This window comes from Sphingomonas sp. GW821-FHT03E12 (assembly GCF_059420685.1).
Genome location: NZ_JBWKUF010000005.1, coordinates 46,035 through 62,667 on the forward strand (window position 1 = coordinate 46,035; position 16,633 = coordinate 62,667).

A 16,633-nucleotide genomic window follows, 5' to 3' on the forward strand; every position below is an offset into this window, starting at 1 on the left:
AGGAGGCTATGCGGATGCGGAATCGCGTCAAGTCTCGGTTGTTACGATTTAGTCTATTTGCTTCGCGATAGATGCGCGGTGGACACACTTTCTGGTCAGACTGGGTAATTTCTAACCGGTCCGGGTGCTGGTCTGGGCCCCGGGGGGGGAACATCTTGTCCGACCCGGCGGGTGTTCAGCGCAGCCAGCGCGTCATTGCGGGAAACGGCGCGCGGCCGAGCGCCGCCGCCTGACGCGGTTCGGCGCTCATCCCGTAATATTGCAGCATCGGCACGCCGATCCCGGTGCCGCCATTGCGGTAGGATTCCAGATAGTTCCTCCCCCCGCCATGATAGCCACCGGCGTGGAAGACATGGATCGGATCGATCTCCAGCGCCACGGCGGCGGCATAGGACCAGGCCATCGCCGCCATCTCGTCGGTCTGATCGTCGAGGATGTCTGCCTGCGTGGCGCGCATCGCGGGGTCGCTCACCGCGATATGGCCCGCTTCGTGGAGCAGGTCGCCCGGCCATTCGAGCGTCGCGGGATCGAAGACTAATGTTCCGCCGCGCACCGTCGCGCCGGGCAGTAGCGAGCCGGGCACCGGCTCTACGGCAACCGGAATGCCGATGCCTTCGAGGAAGGGGACGATGCGGGCGACGATGGGGTCGGCGAAGATCATGGGTGTCCGAACCCTAGCCGCTTCGGCGGCGTGTTACCCAACGAAAAAGGGCGGCCCGTTGCGGGGCCGCCCTTGTTCTTGTCGATCCGGGAAGGATCAGCGCTTCGAGAACTGGAAGCTGCGGCGGGCCTTGGCCTTGCCGTACTTCTTGCGCTCTACGGCGCGGCTGTCGCGGGTCAGGAACCCGGCGGCCTTGACCGGTGCGCGCAGCACCGGCTCATACTTGGTCAGCGCCTGGGCGATGCCGTGCTTGACCGCGCCGGCCTGGCCCGAAAGCCCGCCGCCCTTGACGGTGCAGATCACGTCATACTGGCCGTCACGCTCGGCGACGCCGAACGGCTGGTTGATGACGAGACGCAGCGTCGGACGCGCGAAATAGACTTCCTGATCGCGGCCGTTGATCGTGATCTTGCCCGAACCGGGCTTGATCCACACGCGGGCGACGGCGTCCTTGCGGCGGCCGGTCGCATAGGCGCGGCCATAGGCGTCGAGTTCCTGCTGGCGCAGCGGCGTGGTCGAAACGACCGGGGCACCGGCCAGATAGGCGTCGGCGCTGGTCGCGGCTTCGGCACCCTCGGGCGCGCCGGCGGCGATCTCGGCGAGATCGGAAAGGGACTGGCGATTGTCGGACATTATGCGCCCACCTTGTTCTTGCGGCTCATGGCCGCGATATCCAGGACTTCAGGGTTCTGGGCTTCGTGCGGATGCTCGGCGCCCTTGTAGATGCGCAGGTTGCGCATCTGCTGACGGCCCAGCGGGCCGCGCGGGATCATGCGCTCGACGGCCTTTTCCAGCACGCGCTCGGGGAAGCGGCCTTCCAGCACCTTCTGTGCGGTGACTTCCTTGATGCCGCCGGCATAGCCGGTGTGCTTGTAATAGACCTTGTCGGCCAGCTTCTTGCCGGTGAACCGGACCTTGTCGGCGTTGATGACGATGACATTGTCACCGCAATCGACGTGCGGGGTGAAGCTGGTCTTGTGCTTGCCGCGCAGGACGTTGGCGATCACCACCGCGGCGCGGCCGACGACCAGATTCTCGGCATCGACGATATGCCACTTCTTCTCCACCTCGGCCGGCTTCACCGACTTGGTGGTCTTCATCAGCGCCTTCATGGGGCCAGACCTCGTGTTAAATGCATGACGCCGCCCATCACGGACGGCGCGAACCGCGGCCAAATGACGAATAGGGGTGAGAAAGTCAAGAAAACTGCGGGTTTGTTGGCGGGTATTATGATACCTGTTGCGTGAAGCGTGCCGCCTGACGGTCAACCCGGCCGGTCACGGCGTGTGGACCGTCGTCACGGTCAGCCGCGTGGCCGGAGGCGCTCCGGCAATCTCTGTGCGCACCGTGTCGCGGCTTTCCAGCACCAGCCCGGTGACCGGGTCGATGCGCCGCACGGTCTCCAGCGTGATCCGGCCCGTGGCCTGGCCCGTGGGTGTGCGCTGCGTCACCTCGCCTGCCGCGCTGACCGACACGATGAGGTGGCCGCGCTCGCGCCGCACGGCGCGAATGCCGTCGAGCTGGGCGCCGCCAAAGGCCGATCCGGCAGGAACGCGTATGGGGCGGGGCGGCGTTTCCCCTGCACCGGCGATGTCGGCGGCGATCAGCGGTTCGACCAGCGTCGCAAGCGTCGCGCGCTGGCGTTCGGGCGGCATCGGGGTGAGCGCCGCGAGGATCGCGCGAATCTGTCCGGCACGCCTGCGGTCGAGATCGCCCGTACCCGGCGGGGCGAGCGCCGCGATGCCGTCGAGAAACGCTTTCCAGATGGTGTCCTGCCCCTCGATCGCAGAGACGCGGCCCGCCGGGTCGAGGTGCAGCACCACCGTTCGTCCCGCGATCCGCGCGAACCCGGCGCGGAACATCGCGACGGGGTCGTCTTCACCCGGCACTGCGCCCGGCAGGGCAGGCGCGCCCGGTTCGATCGTCACTTCCGCACGATAGCCCGTGGCGGAGCGGCGAAAGACGATGCGGCGGGCATTGGCGAAACGCCGGGTGACGCCTGCATCGGTCCGGCTCGTTTCGGTCACCGCGCGCAGCGGCTGGTCGAGCGGCGGGGCGAAACTTGCGGCCTGTGCCGCGAACAGGATGGCCGCGATCAACGTGTCGAATCGTCGACCCAGCCGGCGACCGCATCGCCTGCGGCGGCGGGCCAGATCTCGATCACGGGCAGGTCATAGCTGTGCAGCGCCGCGATCCGGTCGGCCAGCTCCCGGGCGAGCTGCGGCGTCGTCTTGAACAGCGCCCGATATTCGGTGCCGGTCTCGACCGCGCCATGCCAGCGATAGATCGAAGTGCAGGGCCCAAGCAGGTTCACGCACGCGGCAAGCTGCTCCTCGACCACGCGCTGCCCGATCGTCTCCGCCTCCTCCGCCGAGGCGAAGCTCGCATGGAGGAGTGCGATGTCGCTCACCGCCGGCGCCCGACCGAATGGGCGCCCCAGGCCGTAGCGGCGACGACCAGCGCGCCCACCACCTGATGCGTCGCTGCGACATGCAGGTGCACGCCCGTCCACACCGTTGCGATGCCGAGCAGGATCTGCGTGCCGAAGGCGATGTGGATCGCGACCGATGCCTTGCGGTCGCCCGCGGCGCGCGCGCGCCGCGCCAGCACGATCAGCGCTGCCACGGTCACCCAGGCCCACCAGCGATGGAACCAGTGGATCATCGCCGGATCGTTGAGCATCGCATCGAGGAAGGGGCGCACCGCCAGCACTTCGCTCGGGAAGAACTTGCCGTTCATCAGCGGCCATTGGTTGGTGACGAGGCCGGCGTTGAGCCCCGCGACGAACGCGCCATAGACCAGCTGGACGAACAGGATCAGCCCCGTCCACACCGCGACCGCGGTCAGCCGCGCCGGGCGATAGCCCGGATCGCGGGCCAGCGCGCGCAGGTCGAGCGCGGTCCATACCAGCGCCGCGAGGATGAAGAGTGCGAGCAACAGATGTGCCGCGAGCCGGAAATGGCTGACATCGGTCCGCTCGGCGAGGCCCGAGGTGACCATCCACCAGCCGATCACGCCCTGCAGGCCACCCAGGATCAGCAGGCCGACAAGGCGCGGGCCATAGCCCTGCGGGATTGCACGGCGGATTGCGAACCACAGCAAAGGCAGTGCGAACGCCACGCCGATCAGCCGCCCGAGCAGCCGGTGGAGATACTCCCAGAAATAGATGCCCTTGAACGCCTCCAGGCTCATTCCCGCGTTGATCTGCTGATATTCGGGGATGCGCTTGTACTTCTCGAACTCGGCCATCCACGCGGCTTCGGACAGGGGGGGCAGCGTGCCCGTCACCAGCTTCCATTCGGTGATCGACAGGCCGGATTCGGTGAGGCGCGTGATCCCGCCGACACCCACCATCAGAACGATCAGGATGGCGACGGCGAACAGCCAGTTGGCGACGGCGCGGGGGCGGGCGGTTTGGGTAAAGCGGGACACGCCCCGCCGTTTATGCCCTGCGGACGGCAAATGCCAGCCAAAGGCCCGAAAATCAGGCCGTATCCTGCGACGCATGTTATGTTGTAACTTTTCCGGCTCGCTTCTATATGCCGCGCATGGCCCATGCGCTCGCCCCCCGATTCTGGGAACAGGTCGATTCGCGGTTCGATCGCTTTGCGATCGGGCTGTCGAGCCTGTGTCTGGCGCATTGCGTGGCGAGCACGGTGCTGCTTGCGCTGGCATCGGCGGCGGGGGCGTTTCTTCATCCCGCCATCCACGAGATCGGCCTGGTCCTCGCGATCCTGTTCGGGCTGGTCGCGCTCGGCCGCGGCATCTGGAAGCACGGTTATATGATGCCGTCCGCGGTCGGCGCCTTCGGCCTCGGCATGATGGCCGGCGCGCTGACCTTGCCGCATGGCGGGCAGGAGATATTGTGGACCGTCATCGGCGTCGCCGTCCTAGCGCTCGGCCACGACCTCAACCGCCGGGCGACCTACTAGACTTCCTCACCCTGGAACGCAGTGCACGGGACCAGCCGATCGATTCCGAAGCCATCGTCGAACGCGTTCGGCAAGCGGGTGCGCCGCACCCCTCAGCGGCCGGTTTCAACGCCGATGATCAGGCAGTCCCGGCCGGGCGTGCGACGGGGATCGAGTTGAGCTCGAAGATCTGCATCTGCCCGGATCCAAAGTGTTCGGGCATCGCGATGCGTTCGAGCCTCGACCGATCGCTTGGTTTTTCCGACAACCTCAGCCTGGACCGTTTCAATGTGCGTCGATGCTTCCGCGAAAGCGGCCATCTCGACAGCGGCGCGCAGATAGAAGGTTGCGAGCACCGCCGATAGCACCGGGGTCATCACCATGGCTCCATAGGTCCGCCAATCCCGTTGTGCCTTTAGCCATGGGTCCAGCAGAATGAGCAGGTAGAAGCCGGCCGCGCCGCCCGATATCGCCGCAATCGCTGTGGCCCATCGCGGTAACGGATCGATCAACGCTCCGCGCAACAGGAGTGGTGGAAGGATCAGCGCAACGGACGAGAGGCCGATTGCCCACCGCCAGCGTACCGGCAGCATCGAGTCCGTCGTCGAGGTTGGTGCCGGTACCATCGGCGGAACGCTGCATTTGCGCGTTGACCGCGTCAAGCTGCGTAACCTCGGCAAGCTTGCTGCGAAGGCCAGCTGCGCCTACATTAGGCCCATGCACGCGCACGATCATCACGAACATCATGGCGCCGATCTGGCACGCGCCGCGCAGGCGACGCTGGAGAAGGCCGGCGAGCAATGGACCGCGATGCGCGCCTCGATCTTCGAGGCGCTGTCGGGCTTCGAAAAGCCGGCTTCGGCCTATGATATCGCCGAAGCGGTATCGAAGCGCGAGGGACGCCGCGTCGCCGCCAACAGCGTCTACCGCATCCTCGACCTGTTCGTGACGTCGAACCTTGCCCGCCGGGTCGAAAGCGCCAACGCCTATGTCGCGAACGCGCATCCCGACTGCCTGCACGACTGCATCTTTCTGGTCTGCGATTCATGCGGTCAGACCACGCATATCGACGACGATACGATCACCAAATCCGTACGCTCGGCGGCCAAGGGCGCCGGCTTCACGCCCGTCCGCCCGGTGATCGAAGTGCGCGGCAAGTGCGCGGACTGCGACTGAACTAGACTTCGGTCATCGCATGGATCGCACGCGCCAGCGCCGCGATCGCCTCTTCGCGCGTCACTTCGCCGATGGTTGCGGCATAGGACAGCAATTGCGCCGCCCCCATCATGCTCCACAGCGCCGGGTCGCGGATTTCGCCTGAAGGGGCGAAGGGCACGAACAGCGCACGGCATTTCTCGAGGAACATCGCGCGGAATGCGCGCATGATCTGCTCCAGTTCGGGCGATCCCTCCAGCGCGGCGACCACGCCGGGGATTTCTCGCCCCTGCGCCAGTACGCAATCGACATAGGCGGCGGCCATCGCCTGCGCGCGGTCGCCGAGCGTTACCGGACTGGCGGCGAGCGCCGCATCCATCAACGCGTCTTGACGCGCATCGAAATCGCGGAACAGCGCCGCAAGCAGCCCGGCCCGCGTCCCGAAATGGTCATACACCACCGGCTTGGTCACCCCCGCGCGCTCGGCGAGGTGTCCCAGCGTCAGCGCGTCGCTGCCTTCCGCGCGGATGATGCCCCAGGCGGTCGCGATCAGCTGCGCGAGCCGGCTTTCACGCGACATGCGGGTACGGGTTGACATATAACCTACCATTAGTAACTTACTATGAGTATATAAGCTCGATGACGTTTGTTCCATACCCCGTTGGAGGCCGATGATGCGTAACCTGGTGGTGATTTCCCATCCTGATCCGGAGTCGCTGACCCACGCGATCGCGGCAGCGGTCGCGGACGGGCTCCGTGAGCAGGATGCGGCGGCTTCGGTCGAGATTGCCGATCTCGCCGCCGAAGGGTTCGATCCGCGCGAAACCGCGCGCGACCTTGCCGTCCACCTCCAGACCGCGTCTCCGGCGGACGATGTTCTCGCCGAACAGGCGCGGATCGACCGGGCGGACCGGCTGGTGCTGGTCTATCCGGTCTATTGGTGGTCCTTCCCGGCCTTGCTCAAGGGCTGGATCGACCGCGTCTTTTCCAACGGCTGGGCCTATGGGTCGGGGGCGGCAGGGTCGAAGAAGAAGCTCTCCCGGCTGGAAATCGTGCTGGTCGCCGTTGCGGGTGCCGATTCCGGCACCTATGCGCGCCACGGCTATTTCGGCGCGATGCGGACCCAGATCGATCACGGCATCTTCGACTATTGCGGCGCGCGCGTGGTGCGGCACGAGCTGCTGCTCGAATCGCATGGCGCGGACCAGCGGGCCAATCTCGACGCCGCGTTCCGCCTCGGGCGATCGCTGGCGCAACGCCGCGCCGCCTGAGATTTCACCGGCTCCTCATCTTTTGCTCATGACCCCTGCACATCGCACGTGCAGGGAGCGTCCGGCCCGCCGGGGCGTTGGCAATCGACACCATGAAGGTGCTGGAGTAAGTGCGCTAGATGGCCGACCTTCCCAAGACGCCGTTGCTCGACACCGTCGACACGCCGCACGACCTCCGTAAGCTCAAGCCGAATCAACTGCGCCAGCTGGCCGATGAACTGCGCGCGGAGACGATCAGCGCGGTGGGCACCACTGGCGGGCATCTTGGTTCGGGACTCGGCGTGGTCGAACTGACCGTCGCGATTCACTATGTCTTCGACACGCCCGAGGACCGGCTGGTCTGGGACGTCGGGCATCAATGCTATCCGCACAAGATCCTCACCGGACGCCGCGACCGCATCCGGACGCTGCGGCAGGGCGGTGGCCTCAGCGGGTTCACCAAGCGCAGCGAGAGCGAGTACGACCCGTTCGGCGCCGCGCACAGCTCGACCTCGATCTCCGCCGCGCTCGGGTTCGCCGTCGCGAACAAGCTGTCCGACCGGCCCGGCCGCGGCATCGCAGTGATCGGCGACGGATCGATGAGCGCGGGCATGGCCTATGAGGCGATGAACAATGCCGAACAGGCGGGCAATCGCCTGATCGTCATCCTCAACGACAACGACATGTCGATCGCGCCGCCGGTGGGCGGACTCTCGGCCTATCTGGCGCGCGTCGTCTCTTCGTCCGAATATCTCGGCCTGCGCAGCCTCGCGAGCAAGGTGGTGCGCAAGCTGTCGCGCCGCGTCCATTCCGCCGCATCGAAGGCCGAGGAATATACCCGCGGCATGGTGACCGGGGGCACGCTCTTCGAAGAGCTGGGCTTCTACTATGTCGGTCCGATCGACGGCCATAACCTCGACCACCTGATCCCGGTGCTCGAGAATGTCCGCGACGCGAAGGAAGGGCCGGTGCTGGTCCATGTCGTGACCAAGAAGGGCAAGGGCTATGCCCCGGCCGAAAACAGCGCCGACAAATATCATGGCGTCCAGAAGTTCGACGTCATCACCGGCACGCAGGTCAAGGCGCCGCCGGGCCCGCCAGCCTATCAGAATGTGTTCGGCGAGACGCTGGCAAAGCTCGCAGACAGCGATCCGAAGATCTGCGCGATCACCGCGGCGATGCCCTCGGGGACCGGGGTGGACAAGTTCGCCAAGGCGCATCCCGACCGTGCCTTCGACGTCGGCATTGCCGAACAGCATGCCGTGACCTTCGCCGCGGGCCTCGCGGCGCAGGGCATGCGGCCCTTCTGCGCGATCTATTCGACCTTCCTCCAGCGCGCCTATGATCAGGTCGTCCACGATGTCGCGATCCAGAACCTGCCGGTCCGTTTCGCGATCGACCGCGCGGGTCTGGTCGGCGCGGACGGTGCGACCCATGCGGGCAGCTTCGACGTCACCTATCTGGCGACCCTGCCCAATTTCGTGGTGATGGCCGCCGCGGACGAGGCGGAACTGGTCCATATGACCCGTACTGCCGCCGAATATGACGCCGGCCCGATCGCGCTCCGCTATCCGCGCGGCAACGGCGTCGGCGTGCCGCTGCCCGAGCCCGAGTTGCTCGAGATCGGCAAGGGCCGCGTGGTGCGGGAAGGCAAGAAGGTTGCGATCCTCTCGCTCGGCACCCGCCTTGCCGAGGCGCTCAAGGCCGCCGACATGCTCGAGGCCAAGGGGCTGTCGACCACCGTCGCCGACCTGCGCTTTGCCAAGCCGCTCGACGAGGCGCTGATCCGCCGTCTGCTCACCACGCACGAAGTCGCGGTGACGATTGAGGAGAACGCCGTCGGCGGGCTCGGCGCGCATGTGCTGACGATGGCGAGCGACGCCGGGCTGATCGACAACGGCCTCAAGCTGCGCACGATGCGCCTGCCCGACATCTTCCAGGATCAGGACAAGCCCGAAGCGCAATATGACGAGGCCGGCCTCAACGCGCCCAATATCGTCGATACGGTGCTCAAGGCGCTGCGCTGGAACGAGGCCACGGCCGAGGGCGGCGCGAGGGCCTGAACGTGACGCGCTTCCGGCTGGTCGATCGCGATTGGGGAAGCGAGATCGAGGCAGCGGCAGCGCTCAGGGCCGATCGTCTGTGGATCGTGTGCCCCTTCATCAAGGCGCCAACGGTCCGAAGGCTGATAGGACGCCGCCCGCCTGCCGATGTTCGTGTTGTGACGCGCTTCAACCTGGCTGATTTCGACGCCGGTGTAAGCGATACGAGTGCCTTGCGTGCGCTGATCGATGCCGGCGCCCGCGTACGCGGGATTCGGGGTCTTCACGCTAAACTCTACATTTTTGGGGATGCTCGTGTCATCCTGACCTCCGCAAATCTCACTGAGCGCGCGATGTGGCACAATCAGGAATTCGGGTTCGTATCTTCCGACCCCGACATAGTCCGTCAGTGTCACAACTATTTCCATTCGCTTTGGCCGCCTGGCGCTACCGATCTTGACGGCGAAACCCTGGACGCTTGGGAGCGGGCGCTGGCTGCCGTGCGCACGGGCAGCGCACCGGTGCCGGGCATGATGCTGCCCGACTATGGTGTGAAGAGCGATGTGGCTGGGGAGGTCGAACCGGAATTTCCGGGGGAGCTCGGAAATGCCTATGCAAAGTTCTTTGGCAGCGCGAACAATCGTGCGCCACGCGATCTGCCGGTTTTCGAGGAGGTGCTTCGGTCGGGATCGCATTGGGCGTGTACGTACCCAAGCGGCAAGCGTCCGCGCCGTATTGCCGATGGGGATCGGATATTCATGGCGCGGATGGTCGCCGCCCCCGACGACTATCTGGTCTATGGCGATGCCGTCGCTCGCCGCCATCAGCCCGGCGTCGATGATGCAAGTGCGGCCGACCTCGCCCGGCGGGATTGGAAGGCCGACTGGCCGCACTATGTGCGTGTGACGCGCCCCCGCTTCCTGAATGGTTCGATCTCGAACGGCGTGTCGCTTCGGGCATTGATGGATGCACTTGGCTCGAATGCCTTTGCATCCACCCAACGCAATGCGCATGCGGGCCAGGGAAATACCGTGCCCAGCAGGGCGTTGATGCAAAAGCCCGATGTCCAGCTGACGCCCGCCGCGCACGATTGGCTCCGATTGCAGCTGGACCGCAAGTTCGCGCTGCATGGGCAGATGGATCTGACAGATCCGCGCCTCGACTGGCCGGACTGACAGTGTCGATAGGCTGGATGATTTTCGTGCAGGGATAGCGTGATCCGGACGCGCTTGGGGACGTCCGGACCGCGCCTCGGGAGAACCTAGTTGGAACCCAGATAGTGCCGCTGCGCCGCATCGGTCGCGTTGACCGCGAGCAAGGTGTGCTGTTCCACCCGCCGCGGCCGCGCGCGCCGGTCGCTTGCAGCGTCGAGCACGCGGTCAAGCAGCCGCTGCCCCTCCTGCCACCAGCCCAGATCGCTGTCGGCGTTGAGATGTCCCTGCGCACCCGCGTCCACGAACACGCTGCCCCAGTTGGCGGCAAGGTTGCGGGCATGGTCGATATGCACCCACGGATCGTCGGTGCTGGCGACCAGGATCGAGGGGAAGGGCAGGGGTTTGGCGGGCGAAGGGGCGAAGGCACGCAGCGCCGGATGCTCCCCGCCATCGACATCGGCCGGGGCGACCAGCAGCGCGCCCGCGACCGGCCAGCCATAGGGTTGCCCCGCCAGCTCCGCCCACCAGGCGACGGCCAGACAGCCCAGGCTGTGCGCGGCGAGCACCACCGGTGCCTGCGCCTCGCGGATCGCCTGATCCAGCTTGGTCACCCAGCTGTTGCGATGCGGGGTGCTCCACATGCCGAGCTCCACCCGGCGGGTATCGGGGCGCGATTCCTCCCACAGGCTCTGCCAGTGCGAGGGTCCCGAACTGCCCAGACCCGGAACGGTCAGAACGATCGGCGAATTCACGTCATGGGGCGAGAAAATGGACATGCCCGTTTCTCCAGATGACGACTCCATGGGGTTCATCTTATTCCTATCGATAAGATAGGCAATAAACATTGCGTTGAATGGCGCGAAGCATGCGACGACGTGCGCGACCGGCCCCGGCTTGACCGCCGGACTGGTGCGCGCGATGCCTGAGCAAGGGCATCAGGGGACGGCGGATGCGCAACCGGGGCGTGAGCAATCCTGAGCGCAACATGGCGATCTGCGGCGTGGCCGGCGTCGCCGGGATCGTCGCGGTGACGGCCGGCGCGCTTGAGATGCAGGCGCTGGGGCATGAAACCGGGCGCACCGCGGCGCTGATCGCGCTGGGGCTGCTCGTAGGCATCCTCGGCATCGCCTTCTGCTTCAACTTCTGGCGCGCCGCGCGCATCTTTCGCGACATGCGCAGCGGGCGGACCGCGATCGCGCGCTGGACACTGTCGCCGCCTGAGTTCGACCGTTTCCGCGAGATCGACCGCCGCTTCGCCGAACGCGAAGAGGGCAACGACTATAAGCTACCGCGCGCGACACCGCCCGAGGGGGTGGAGGTGATCTTCTCCGAGGACGGGGTGCTGATCGGCGGCGTTTTCTTTGGCCTGGCGACGACCGGGATCGGGCGGTTCGGCAGCGTCCGCTGGATCGACTCCAACCCGCCGATGATCGAATTCGGTACGGTACTGACCACCGCGACCAATCTCGGCGTTGCCCGCATCCACCATATCCATGGCACGCTGCGCGTTCCGGTGGCGGTGTCGGCCGCACAGCAGGGTGATCATGTCGCGCGCCGTTTCCGCGACGTCATCGAACGGCGCTTGATCGTGAAGCCGCATTTCTGGACCTGGCGATTGCGCGCCGGCCTGTGGATCGCCGGCGTCTGCGCCTGCTTCGCCGCGGTTGGTTTCGCGCTGCGGGAACGCAATCAGGAACTCGCCAACATCCCGCTCGTCCTCGCCGTCGCGGGGACGATCATCGCAGTCGGGGGTTTGGTGATGGCTTTCCTGGCCTGGAAGCTGCGCGCGCGGCAGCGCGGCGAATAAGGGGCGCAGCGGACGATACGCTGCGCCCTCTCCGGGTCAGGCCGGTTCGAACAATGTTTCCATCCGGTCGTAGCTTGCCGCCATGCCGTGCTCCATGCCCGATGCCAGCATCGCCGTGCGCGTTTCGGTATCGGGGAGCGTCATGCGCATCGTCATCAGCGTGCCCGCGCCATCGGCCTCGAAGCGCGTCTCGACGCGGTTGTCGGGCGTCGGGTCGGGCAGGTGCATCCGCTCGACATGCACGATGCGGCTGAACGGGGTCAGCTCGACATACTCGCCCGTCAGATGGAACCCGGCGCCGTTGCCGTCGCTCCATTCGTAGCGGATCTGGCCGCCGGGCCGCGCATCGTTGATGCAGACCGGCATCGTCCAGCCGTCGGGGCCGAGCATCCATTGCTGGATCAGCGCCGGTTCGGTGTGTGCGCGATAGACCTGCTCGGGCGATGCCGCGAAGCGCCGCGTCACCACCACCTGCGTGTCGCCCTCGGTCCGGATGTCAAAGCTTCCCATTCGTCTTCTCCTCATCGTCGTTCATGGCAGCGAGGACCGCGTCGAGGCGGTCGTAATTTGCGGAAAGCGCCTTGCGCAGCATCGACAGCCACGCCTCGATTCCCTCGAGCGCGTCGGGAGCCAGCCGGCACGGCCGTTTCGTTCCCTCAACACGCCGCACGATCAGGCCCGCACCTTCGAGCACCTTCAGGTGCCGCGAGATTGCCGGCTGGCTCATCGCGAAGGGCCGGGCGAGCTCCATCACCGTCGCTTCGCCCGCCGCCAGCCGCGCCACAATCGCGCGGCGGGTCGGATCGGCAAGCGCCGCGAAGCTGGTGTCAAGATTGATCATAACATCCTCACTATATAACGAATCAGTTATATAAAGGGGCGCGTGTTGTCAAGCCGGATGCGGCGGCCGCCGCTCGCGCCGCGGCCTCGCGGTCGGTTGGAAGCGCGGGAAAACGGGCTTCAGGGGTTCGGGCTGCGGAGCTCCGCCGTCAGATCGACCGCGGTGGCGAGCGCGCGGGCCAGGAACCGCTCCACGATGGCGAGTTCGGCGTGGGAGAATTGCGCCAGCACTGAGCTCCAGCGCTCGGCACCGGACACGAAGAAGGCGGCGATGGGTCTGATCGCCTCCTGATCCACAGCAACTTGAACCCGGCGCCGATCGGCCGGATCGCGTGTGCGGGACACGAAGCCACGGCGTTCCAGGCGGTCGATCATCGCTGTCACGGCGCCGCTTGTCAGGCCTGTGCCGGCCATGATTTCGCCTGCCGTGCACGGGCCGCTGAGCAGCAATATGTCAAGGCATTCGAGGTCGGTGGGGTGAAGGCCAGCCCGGCGCGCAATCGCCGCGCTGCGCAGGACATTCTGCGCACCCAGACGGCGTGCCAGTTCCACGACAGGCACTTCGGACAGCGAAGAATGGCTCACGCAGCCGCACCGGCCACCAGGGCCATCATCATCGCACCGCCGGCCGCCAGGTCCAGAACAAGGCGCCAGCGACTTCCCCTGACCCAGTGCAAGGCGTGGGTCCGGTCCAGGGTGGGGTCGCCACGTTCGAAGCGCAGGGCCTCCGGAATGAAGCGCAGCGCGGACCAGCCGCGCATCACGGCATGCGCTGCAAGCGCCGCCAGCAGCCAGTTTCGCACGCCGGGAAGCGGCCAATACAGCACAAGGCTAAGGACAAGTGCGAGTTCGAAGGCCAGATGCGCAGGAATCCAGAAGCGCGCGCGCGATATGCCGCCGCGCGCAGGTTGAATCAGGTCGAAGCGGCTCGGCCAGGTGCGATCGATCAACAGCACCTCGTAAAGGCCGCCGCCAATCGAAACAAAGCGCAGGGCGGTCGCGATGGCCAGGATCAGGAGCATGGGGCATCATTATCTTGATCATCAAGATAATCAAGCGCTGAGGCCCTGATCCCGCAGCGCGCGCGGGAGCGGGGCATCGAGCGAGGGTAGTCGCGACCAAGGCGGCTGGCGCCGTACCGGTAAGCTGGCGCTCGGAATGGGAAATGGCGGTATTTGGTGCGCCCGGCAGGATTCGAACCTGCGGCCCCAAGCTTAGCTGATTTGTGCTCTGGGCTGCTTTCTTTGCGTTTCGCGGCGCAGATGCTTCTTCGCCATTGAAATGCGAGGTGCGACTTCGGGATGATCGGCGGCGCGTGGTAAGGTTTCACGCGAATGGACGTGAACTACATCGGGCGACCGCTCGATCCAGAACGTATGAAGGATGGTGCGCGCGGCCTGCAACTCGTTCAGCAGAGCCTGAAGCTGGTAGATACCAACGACCCTTCCTCGGTCCAAAAACTCACGCGACAGGTTGATGCGGGGGCTGCCAGCCTGCTCTGCTCTGAGCATGTCGCGGGCGGCCGACGTGTACACTTCGCTAGGAAATAGCACGAGATCCTGCGGTAGCTCTTTGCAAGTTCCCCAAACGCCGTGTGCTAGTTCGTGCCGCTTTTTGGCGGGATCCGCCACCGCATTCAGGATAGCCCGCACCTCCACCTTGAACTCTGAACCGTGCCGCTCATCCGTTTCTTTGATGTATTGCTTGGTCCGGGCATCCCAGCCCCTTAGTTGCTGGAACTCTGCTAGAGCGGTTTCATCGCCGGCCAGTAGCAGAAACAGGCTATCCAGCCGTGCCTCGATGTCGCCCCATGTGGCGATGATCGGCCCAAAAAAGACCGCGCAGTGTGGACGCTCCACCAAAGCATCGGGGGTTAACACCAGCGAAGGGTTCGGCGGCAGCAAGGAGGAACTGATCAACATCCCGCCAAGTGTGAGATACATGCCAGCCTAAGTCGAGGAGTATGGAGCAGAGGGTCGGTTGCTCGATACGACGGGGGGAGATTACGAGCGATTACGTGATCAGTTTACGCGGTTGCGACATTCTGCTGCGCTGCAACCAAGCATTTGATAAAATGGCGCGCCCGGCAGGATTCGAACCTGCGGCCCCAAGCTTAGAAGGCTCGTGCTCTATCCAGCTGAGCTACGGGCGCGCGCTGGCCGTGCGTTAGCGCGGATTGTGCAGTCGCGAAACTGCATTGATAGTTTCTTTATTCGGAAAGTTTCTATTGAGTGAGCTGGCGTGCCCGGCTAATAGTTTCCAGAATTGGAAACTATATCGAGGCTCACCATGCGCTTCACTCTCTATCTCCATCCCCTCGCATCCTTCTGTCACAAGGTGCTGGTTGCGCTGTACGAGAACGACCTTCCCTTCACGCCGGTGACGGTCGACCTCGGCGATCCGGGCGAAGCCGCGCTGCATCTCGCGCGCTGGCCGGTCGGCAAGATCCCCGTGCTCCATGACGATGCCGAACGGCGGATCGTGCCCGAAACCAGCATCATCATCGAGTATTTGCAGGATCATGCGCCCGGCCCGGTGCCGATGCTTCCGGCCGATCCCGATGCCCGGCGGGAGGCGCGGCTGTGGGACCGGTTCTTCGACAATTATGTCGCGGTGCCGATGCAGAAGATCGTGCTCGACTGGATCCGGCCCGGGGACGGCCGCGATCCGCTCGGCGTCGCCGAAGCGCGCGCGGCACTCGATACCGCCTATGCGATGATCGACGGGCAATTCGCCGCCCAGCCCTGGGCCGCGGGCGACTCGTTCACGCTCGCCGATTGCGCCGCCGCGCCCGCCCTGTTCTTCGCATCAATCGTCCACCCGATTCCGCAGGCGCATGCATCCGCCCATGCCTATCTTGAGCGCCTGCTTGCGCGCCCGTCCTTTGCGCGCGTGCTCGCCGAGGCGGGGCCCTGGTTCCATCTCTTCCCCTATCGCGATGCCATGCCTGCGCGCTATCTGAAGCCCTGAGCGATCAGTGGAGGCAGCGATGGAAGTGCAGCAGCTCGACCGCGTGTTCCACGCGCTTGCCGACCCGTTGCGGCTGACGATGGTCGAGCAGCTCAGCCGCGGGCCTGCGTCGGTGAAGGAACTGGCGGCGCCGCTCGACCTCGCGCTGCCCTCGGCGGTCAAGCATCTCCAGCTGCTCGAGCAGACCGGGATCGTCCGCTCGAACAAGGCGGGGCGGGTGCGGACCTATGATCTGCGTCCCGACGGGCTCGCGCCGGTCGCGGACTGGGTGCGGCGGCGGGAGGCGGCGCTGGGCGCAGCGTTCGACCGGCTGGCACAGGCGATGCGCGACCTGCCGGAGGAGGGTGCATGACCCCCGACCATGTGAAGTTCGCTGTCGAACGCAGATTGCCGGGCAGTCCCGCACACGCCTTCCGTTTCTGGGCGGAGCCCGATCTCAAGCGGATCTGGACGGGCTGCCATGCCGATTGGGAGGAGCTGGAGAACCGATTCGCTTTTGCACCCGGCGCGGTCGAAAGCGTGCGCTGGCGGATGCCGGAGGGGCAGGAGTTCGCCGTCCGCATCCATTATTTCGAGATCCTGGCCGCACAGCGCATCGTCTATGCCTATGAGATGGCGCTCGATGCGCGCTGCATCTCGGCTTCGCTGGTGACGGTCGAGTTCGTGCCCGATGGCAGGGAGACGGTGATGCGCTTCACCGAGCAGGCGGTATTCCTCGACGGCAGCGATTCCGCCACGCGCATCGCAGGGACGCATGAGGGGTTCGACCGGCTCGCGCTGCTGATGGCCGAGGCGCATCACGCCTGAGGCTCTGGCGGCGGATTGCGCGAGCCGCGAACCGCC

At 65.7% G+C, this 16,633-nt stretch carries 23 protein-coding genes and 1 tRNA gene; 9 read left to right on the plus strand and 15 right to left on the minus strand.

The features are described 5' to 3' along the window. Positions 1–175 precede the first annotated feature (175 nt). The 6 genes from AC07TU_RS16775 to AC07TU_RS16800 form a co-directional block, all read right to left on the minus strand. Complete coding sequence (locus AC07TU_RS16775; RefSeq protein WP_495189066.1) at positions 176–661, minus strand: hypothetical protein; 486 nt, start codon at positions 659–661, stop codon at positions 176–178. A 96-nt stretch (positions 662–757) separates the two neighbouring features. After that, complete coding sequence (rpsI, locus tag AC07TU_RS16780; protein WP_495189067.1) at positions 758–1,294, minus strand: 30S ribosomal protein S9; 537 nt, start codon at positions 1,292–1,294, stop codon at positions 758–760. Next, on the minus strand, positions 1,294–1,773 hold the full coding sequence (gene rplM, locus AC07TU_RS16785; protein WP_495189068.1) for a 50S ribosomal protein L13: 480 nt from the start codon (positions 1,771–1,773) through the stop codon (positions 1,294–1,296). The genes rpsI and rplM overlap by 1 nt, the downstream gene beginning before the upstream one ends. A 165-nt stretch (positions 1,774–1,938) precedes the next feature. Further along, the gene (locus AC07TU_RS16790) at positions 1,939–2,760 is read right to left on the minus strand and encodes a hypothetical protein (protein WP_495189069.1); all 822 of its coding nucleotides are present in this window, start codon (positions 2,758–2,760) and stop codon (positions 1,939–1,941) included. Continuing rightward, positions 2,757–3,071 (minus strand): divalent-cation tolerance protein CutA, encoded by a 315-nt coding sequence (gene cutA / locus AC07TU_RS16795; RefSeq protein ID WP_495189070.1) that lies wholly within the window; start codon positions 3,069–3,071, stop codon positions 2,757–2,759. The genes AC07TU_RS16790 and cutA overlap by 4 nt, the downstream gene beginning before the upstream one ends. Next, on the minus strand, positions 3,068–4,093 hold the full coding sequence (locus tag AC07TU_RS16800) for a COX15/CtaA family protein (RefSeq protein WP_495189071.1): 1,026 nt from the start codon (positions 4,091–4,093) through the stop codon (positions 3,068–3,070). The genes cutA and AC07TU_RS16800 overlap by 4 nt, the downstream gene beginning before the upstream one ends. 116 nt (positions 4,094–4,209) lie before the next feature. Between AC07TU_RS16800 and AC07TU_RS16805 the strand changes: the two genes are divergently transcribed. Next, positions 4,210–4,593, plus strand: a complete 384-nt coding sequence (locus AC07TU_RS16805) for a MerC domain-containing protein (RefSeq protein ID WP_495189072.1) — start codon at positions 4,210–4,212, stop codon at positions 4,591–4,593. Positions 4,594–4,685: 92 nt separating this feature from the next. Here AC07TU_RS16805 and AC07TU_RS16810 read toward each other — a convergent pair whose 3' ends face one another. After that, on the minus strand, positions 4,686–5,198 hold the full coding sequence (locus AC07TU_RS16810; RefSeq protein WP_495189073.1) for a hypothetical protein: 513 nt from the start codon (positions 5,196–5,198) through the stop codon (positions 4,686–4,688). Positions 5,199–5,289: 91 nt separating this feature from the next. On the opposite strand from AC07TU_RS16810, the gene AC07TU_RS16815 reads away from it, so the two are divergent. Continuing rightward, positions 5,290–5,748 (plus strand): Fur family transcriptional regulator, encoded by a 459-nt coding sequence (locus AC07TU_RS16815; RefSeq protein WP_495189074.1) that lies wholly within the window; start codon positions 5,290–5,292, stop codon positions 5,746–5,748. A gap of 1 nt (position 5,749) precedes the next feature. Here AC07TU_RS16815 and AC07TU_RS16820 read toward each other — a convergent pair whose 3' ends face one another. Beyond that, complete coding sequence (locus AC07TU_RS16820; protein WP_495189075.1) at positions 5,750–6,325, minus strand: TetR/AcrR family transcriptional regulator; 576 nt, start codon at positions 6,323–6,325, stop codon at positions 5,750–5,752. A 76-nt stretch (positions 6,326–6,401) separates the two neighbouring features. Here AC07TU_RS16820 and AC07TU_RS16825 point away from each other — a divergent pair, with 76 nt between their 5' ends. From AC07TU_RS16825 to AC07TU_RS16835, 3 genes are all read left to right on the plus strand, one after another. Then, complete coding sequence (locus tag AC07TU_RS16825; RefSeq protein ID WP_495189076.1) at positions 6,402–6,998, plus strand: NAD(P)H-dependent oxidoreductase; 597 nt, start codon at positions 6,402–6,404, stop codon at positions 6,996–6,998. Between the two features lie 119 nt (positions 6,999–7,117). Beyond that, positions 7,118–9,040 (plus strand): 1-deoxy-D-xylulose-5-phosphate synthase, encoded by a 1,923-nt coding sequence (gene dxs, locus AC07TU_RS16830; RefSeq protein ID WP_495189077.1) that lies wholly within the window; start codon positions 7,118–7,120, stop codon positions 9,038–9,040. Between the two features lie 2 nt (positions 9,041–9,042). Then, entirely contained in the window at positions 9,043–10,194 is a 1,152-nt protein-coding gene (locus tag AC07TU_RS16835) for a phospholipase D family protein (RefSeq protein WP_495189078.1), read from the plus strand. Between the two features lie 86 nt (positions 10,195–10,280). Here the strand turns inward: AC07TU_RS16835 and AC07TU_RS16840 are convergent, their stop codons facing one another. After that, on the minus strand, positions 10,281–10,949 hold the full coding sequence (locus AC07TU_RS16840) for an RBBP9/YdeN family alpha/beta hydrolase (RefSeq protein ID WP_495189079.1): 669 nt from the start codon (positions 10,947–10,949) through the stop codon (positions 10,281–10,283). 173 nt (positions 10,950–11,122) lie between these two features. On the opposite strand from AC07TU_RS16840, the gene AC07TU_RS16845 reads away from it, so the two are divergent. Beyond that, positions 11,123–11,980: a hypothetical protein gene (locus tag AC07TU_RS16845; protein WP_495189080.1), complete on the plus strand. Its 858-nt coding sequence runs from the start codon at positions 11,123–11,125 to the stop codon at positions 11,978–11,980. A 36-nt stretch (positions 11,981–12,016) separates the two neighbouring features. Here AC07TU_RS16845 and AC07TU_RS16850 read toward each other — a convergent pair whose 3' ends face one another. The 6 genes from AC07TU_RS16850 to AC07TU_RS16875 all read right to left on the minus strand — a co-directional run bounded on the left by AC07TU_RS16850 (position 12,017) and on the right by AC07TU_RS16875 (position 14,972). After that, positions 12,017–12,490 carry an SRPBCC domain-containing protein gene (locus AC07TU_RS16850; protein WP_495189081.1) on the minus strand — a complete coding sequence of 158 codons (474 nt, stop codon included), beginning with the start codon at positions 12,488–12,490 and terminating at the stop codon, positions 12,017–12,019. Further along, positions 12,477–12,821 (minus strand): ArsR/SmtB family transcription factor, encoded by a 345-nt coding sequence (locus AC07TU_RS16855; protein ID WP_495189082.1) that lies wholly within the window; start codon positions 12,819–12,821, stop codon positions 12,477–12,479. Before AC07TU_RS16855 ends, AC07TU_RS16850 begins: the two co-directional genes overlap by 14 nt. Before the next feature lie 119 nt (positions 12,822–12,940). After that, positions 12,941–13,372 (minus strand): MarR family winged helix-turn-helix transcriptional regulator, encoded by a 432-nt coding sequence (locus AC07TU_RS16860; protein ID WP_495189083.1) that lies wholly within the window; start codon positions 13,370–13,372, stop codon positions 12,941–12,943. A gap of 29 nt (positions 13,373–13,401) precedes the next feature. Beyond that, entirely contained in the window at positions 13,402–13,842 is a 441-nt protein-coding gene (locus AC07TU_RS16865) for a hypothetical protein (RefSeq protein ID WP_495189084.1), read from the minus strand. Between the two features lie 192 nt (positions 13,843–14,034). After that, positions 14,035–14,763 carry a hypothetical protein gene (locus tag AC07TU_RS16870; protein ID WP_495189085.1) on the minus strand — a complete coding sequence of 243 codons (729 nt, stop codon included), beginning with the start codon at positions 14,761–14,763 and terminating at the stop codon, positions 14,035–14,037. A 132-nt stretch (positions 14,764–14,895) separates the two neighbouring features. Beyond that, positions 14,896–14,972: transfer RNA gene (locus AC07TU_RS16875), tRNA-Arg, on the minus strand. Between the two features lie 137 nt (positions 14,973–15,109). On the opposite strand from AC07TU_RS16875, the gene AC07TU_RS16880 reads away from it, so the two are divergent. From AC07TU_RS16880 to AC07TU_RS16890, 3 genes are read left to right on the plus strand one after another with little or no spacing between them, the layout of a single operon-like run. Beyond that, positions 15,110–15,790 (plus strand): glutathione S-transferase family protein, encoded by a 681-nt coding sequence (locus AC07TU_RS16880; RefSeq protein ID WP_495189086.1) that lies wholly within the window; start codon positions 15,110–15,112, stop codon positions 15,788–15,790. A 19-nt stretch (positions 15,791–15,809) separates the two neighbouring features. Next, complete coding sequence (locus AC07TU_RS16885; RefSeq protein WP_495189087.1) at positions 15,810–16,142, plus strand: ArsR/SmtB family transcription factor; 333 nt, start codon at positions 15,810–15,812, stop codon at positions 16,140–16,142. Beyond that, complete coding sequence (locus tag AC07TU_RS16890; protein ID WP_495189088.1) at positions 16,139–16,597, plus strand: SRPBCC domain-containing protein; 459 nt, start codon at positions 16,139–16,141, stop codon at positions 16,595–16,597. Before AC07TU_RS16885 ends, AC07TU_RS16890 begins: the two co-directional genes overlap by 4 nt. The last annotated feature ends 36 nt before the right edge of the window (positions 16,598–16,633 follow it).

Coding starts and splice junctions, on each gene's coding strand:
- AC07TU_RS16775 (WP_495189066.1), bottom strand. CDS start 661: ATGATCTTCGCCGACCCCATCGTCGCCCGCATCGTCCCCTTCCTCGAA.
- rpsI (WP_495189067.1), bottom strand. CDS start 1,294: ATGTCCGACAATCGCCAGTCCCTTTCCGATCTCGCCGAGATCGCCGCC.
- rplM (WP_495189068.1), bottom strand. CDS start 1,773: ATGAAGGCGCTGATGAAGACCACCAAGTCGGTGAAGCCGGCCGAGGTG.
- AC07TU_RS16805 (WP_495189072.1), top strand. CDS start 4,210: ATGGCCCATGCGCTCGCCCCCCGATTCTGGGAACAGGTCGATTCGCGG.
- AC07TU_RS16810 (WP_495189073.1), bottom strand. CDS start 5,198: ATGGTACCGGCACCAACCTCGACGACGGACTCGATGCTGCCGGTACGC.
- AC07TU_RS16815 (WP_495189074.1), top strand. CDS start 5,290: ATGCACGCGCACGATCATCACGAACATCATGGCGCCGATCTGGCACGC.
- AC07TU_RS16820 (WP_495189075.1), bottom strand. CDS start 6,325: ATGTCAACCCGTACCCGCATGTCGCGTGAAAGCCGGCTCGCGCAGCTG.
- AC07TU_RS16825 (WP_495189076.1), top strand. CDS start 6,402: ATGCGTAACCTGGTGGTGATTTCCCATCCTGATCCGGAGTCGCTGACC.
- dxs (WP_495189077.1), top strand. CDS start 7,118: ATGGCCGACCTTCCCAAGACGCCGTTGCTCGACACCGTCGACACGCCG.
- AC07TU_RS16840 (WP_495189079.1), bottom strand. CDS start 10,949: ATGTCCATTTTCTCGCCCCATGACGTGAATTCGCCGATCGTTCTGACC.
- AC07TU_RS16845 (WP_495189080.1), top strand. CDS start 11,123: ATGCGCAACCGGGGCGTGAGCAATCCTGAGCGCAACATGGCGATCTGC.
- AC07TU_RS16850 (WP_495189081.1), bottom strand. CDS start 12,490: ATGGGAAGCTTTGACATCCGGACCGAGGGCGACACGCAGGTGGTGGTG.
- AC07TU_RS16855 (WP_495189082.1), bottom strand. CDS start 12,821: ATGATCAATCTTGACACCAGCTTCGCGGCGCTTGCCGATCCGACCCGC.
- AC07TU_RS16865 (WP_495189084.1), bottom strand. CDS start 13,842: ATGCTCCTGATCCTGGCCATCGCGACCGCCCTGCGCTTTGTTTCGATT.
- AC07TU_RS16870 (WP_495189085.1), bottom strand. CDS start 14,763: ATGTATCTCACACTTGGCGGGATGTTGATCAGTTCCTCCTTGCTGCCG.
- AC07TU_RS16880 (WP_495189086.1), top strand. CDS start 15,110: ATGCGCTTCACTCTCTATCTCCATCCCCTCGCATCCTTCTGTCACAAG.
- AC07TU_RS16885 (WP_495189087.1), top strand. CDS start 15,810: ATGGAAGTGCAGCAGCTCGACCGCGTGTTCCACGCGCTTGCCGACCCG.
- AC07TU_RS16890 (WP_495189088.1), top strand. CDS start 16,139: ATGACCCCCGACCATGTGAAGTTCGCTGTCGAACGCAGATTGCCGGGC.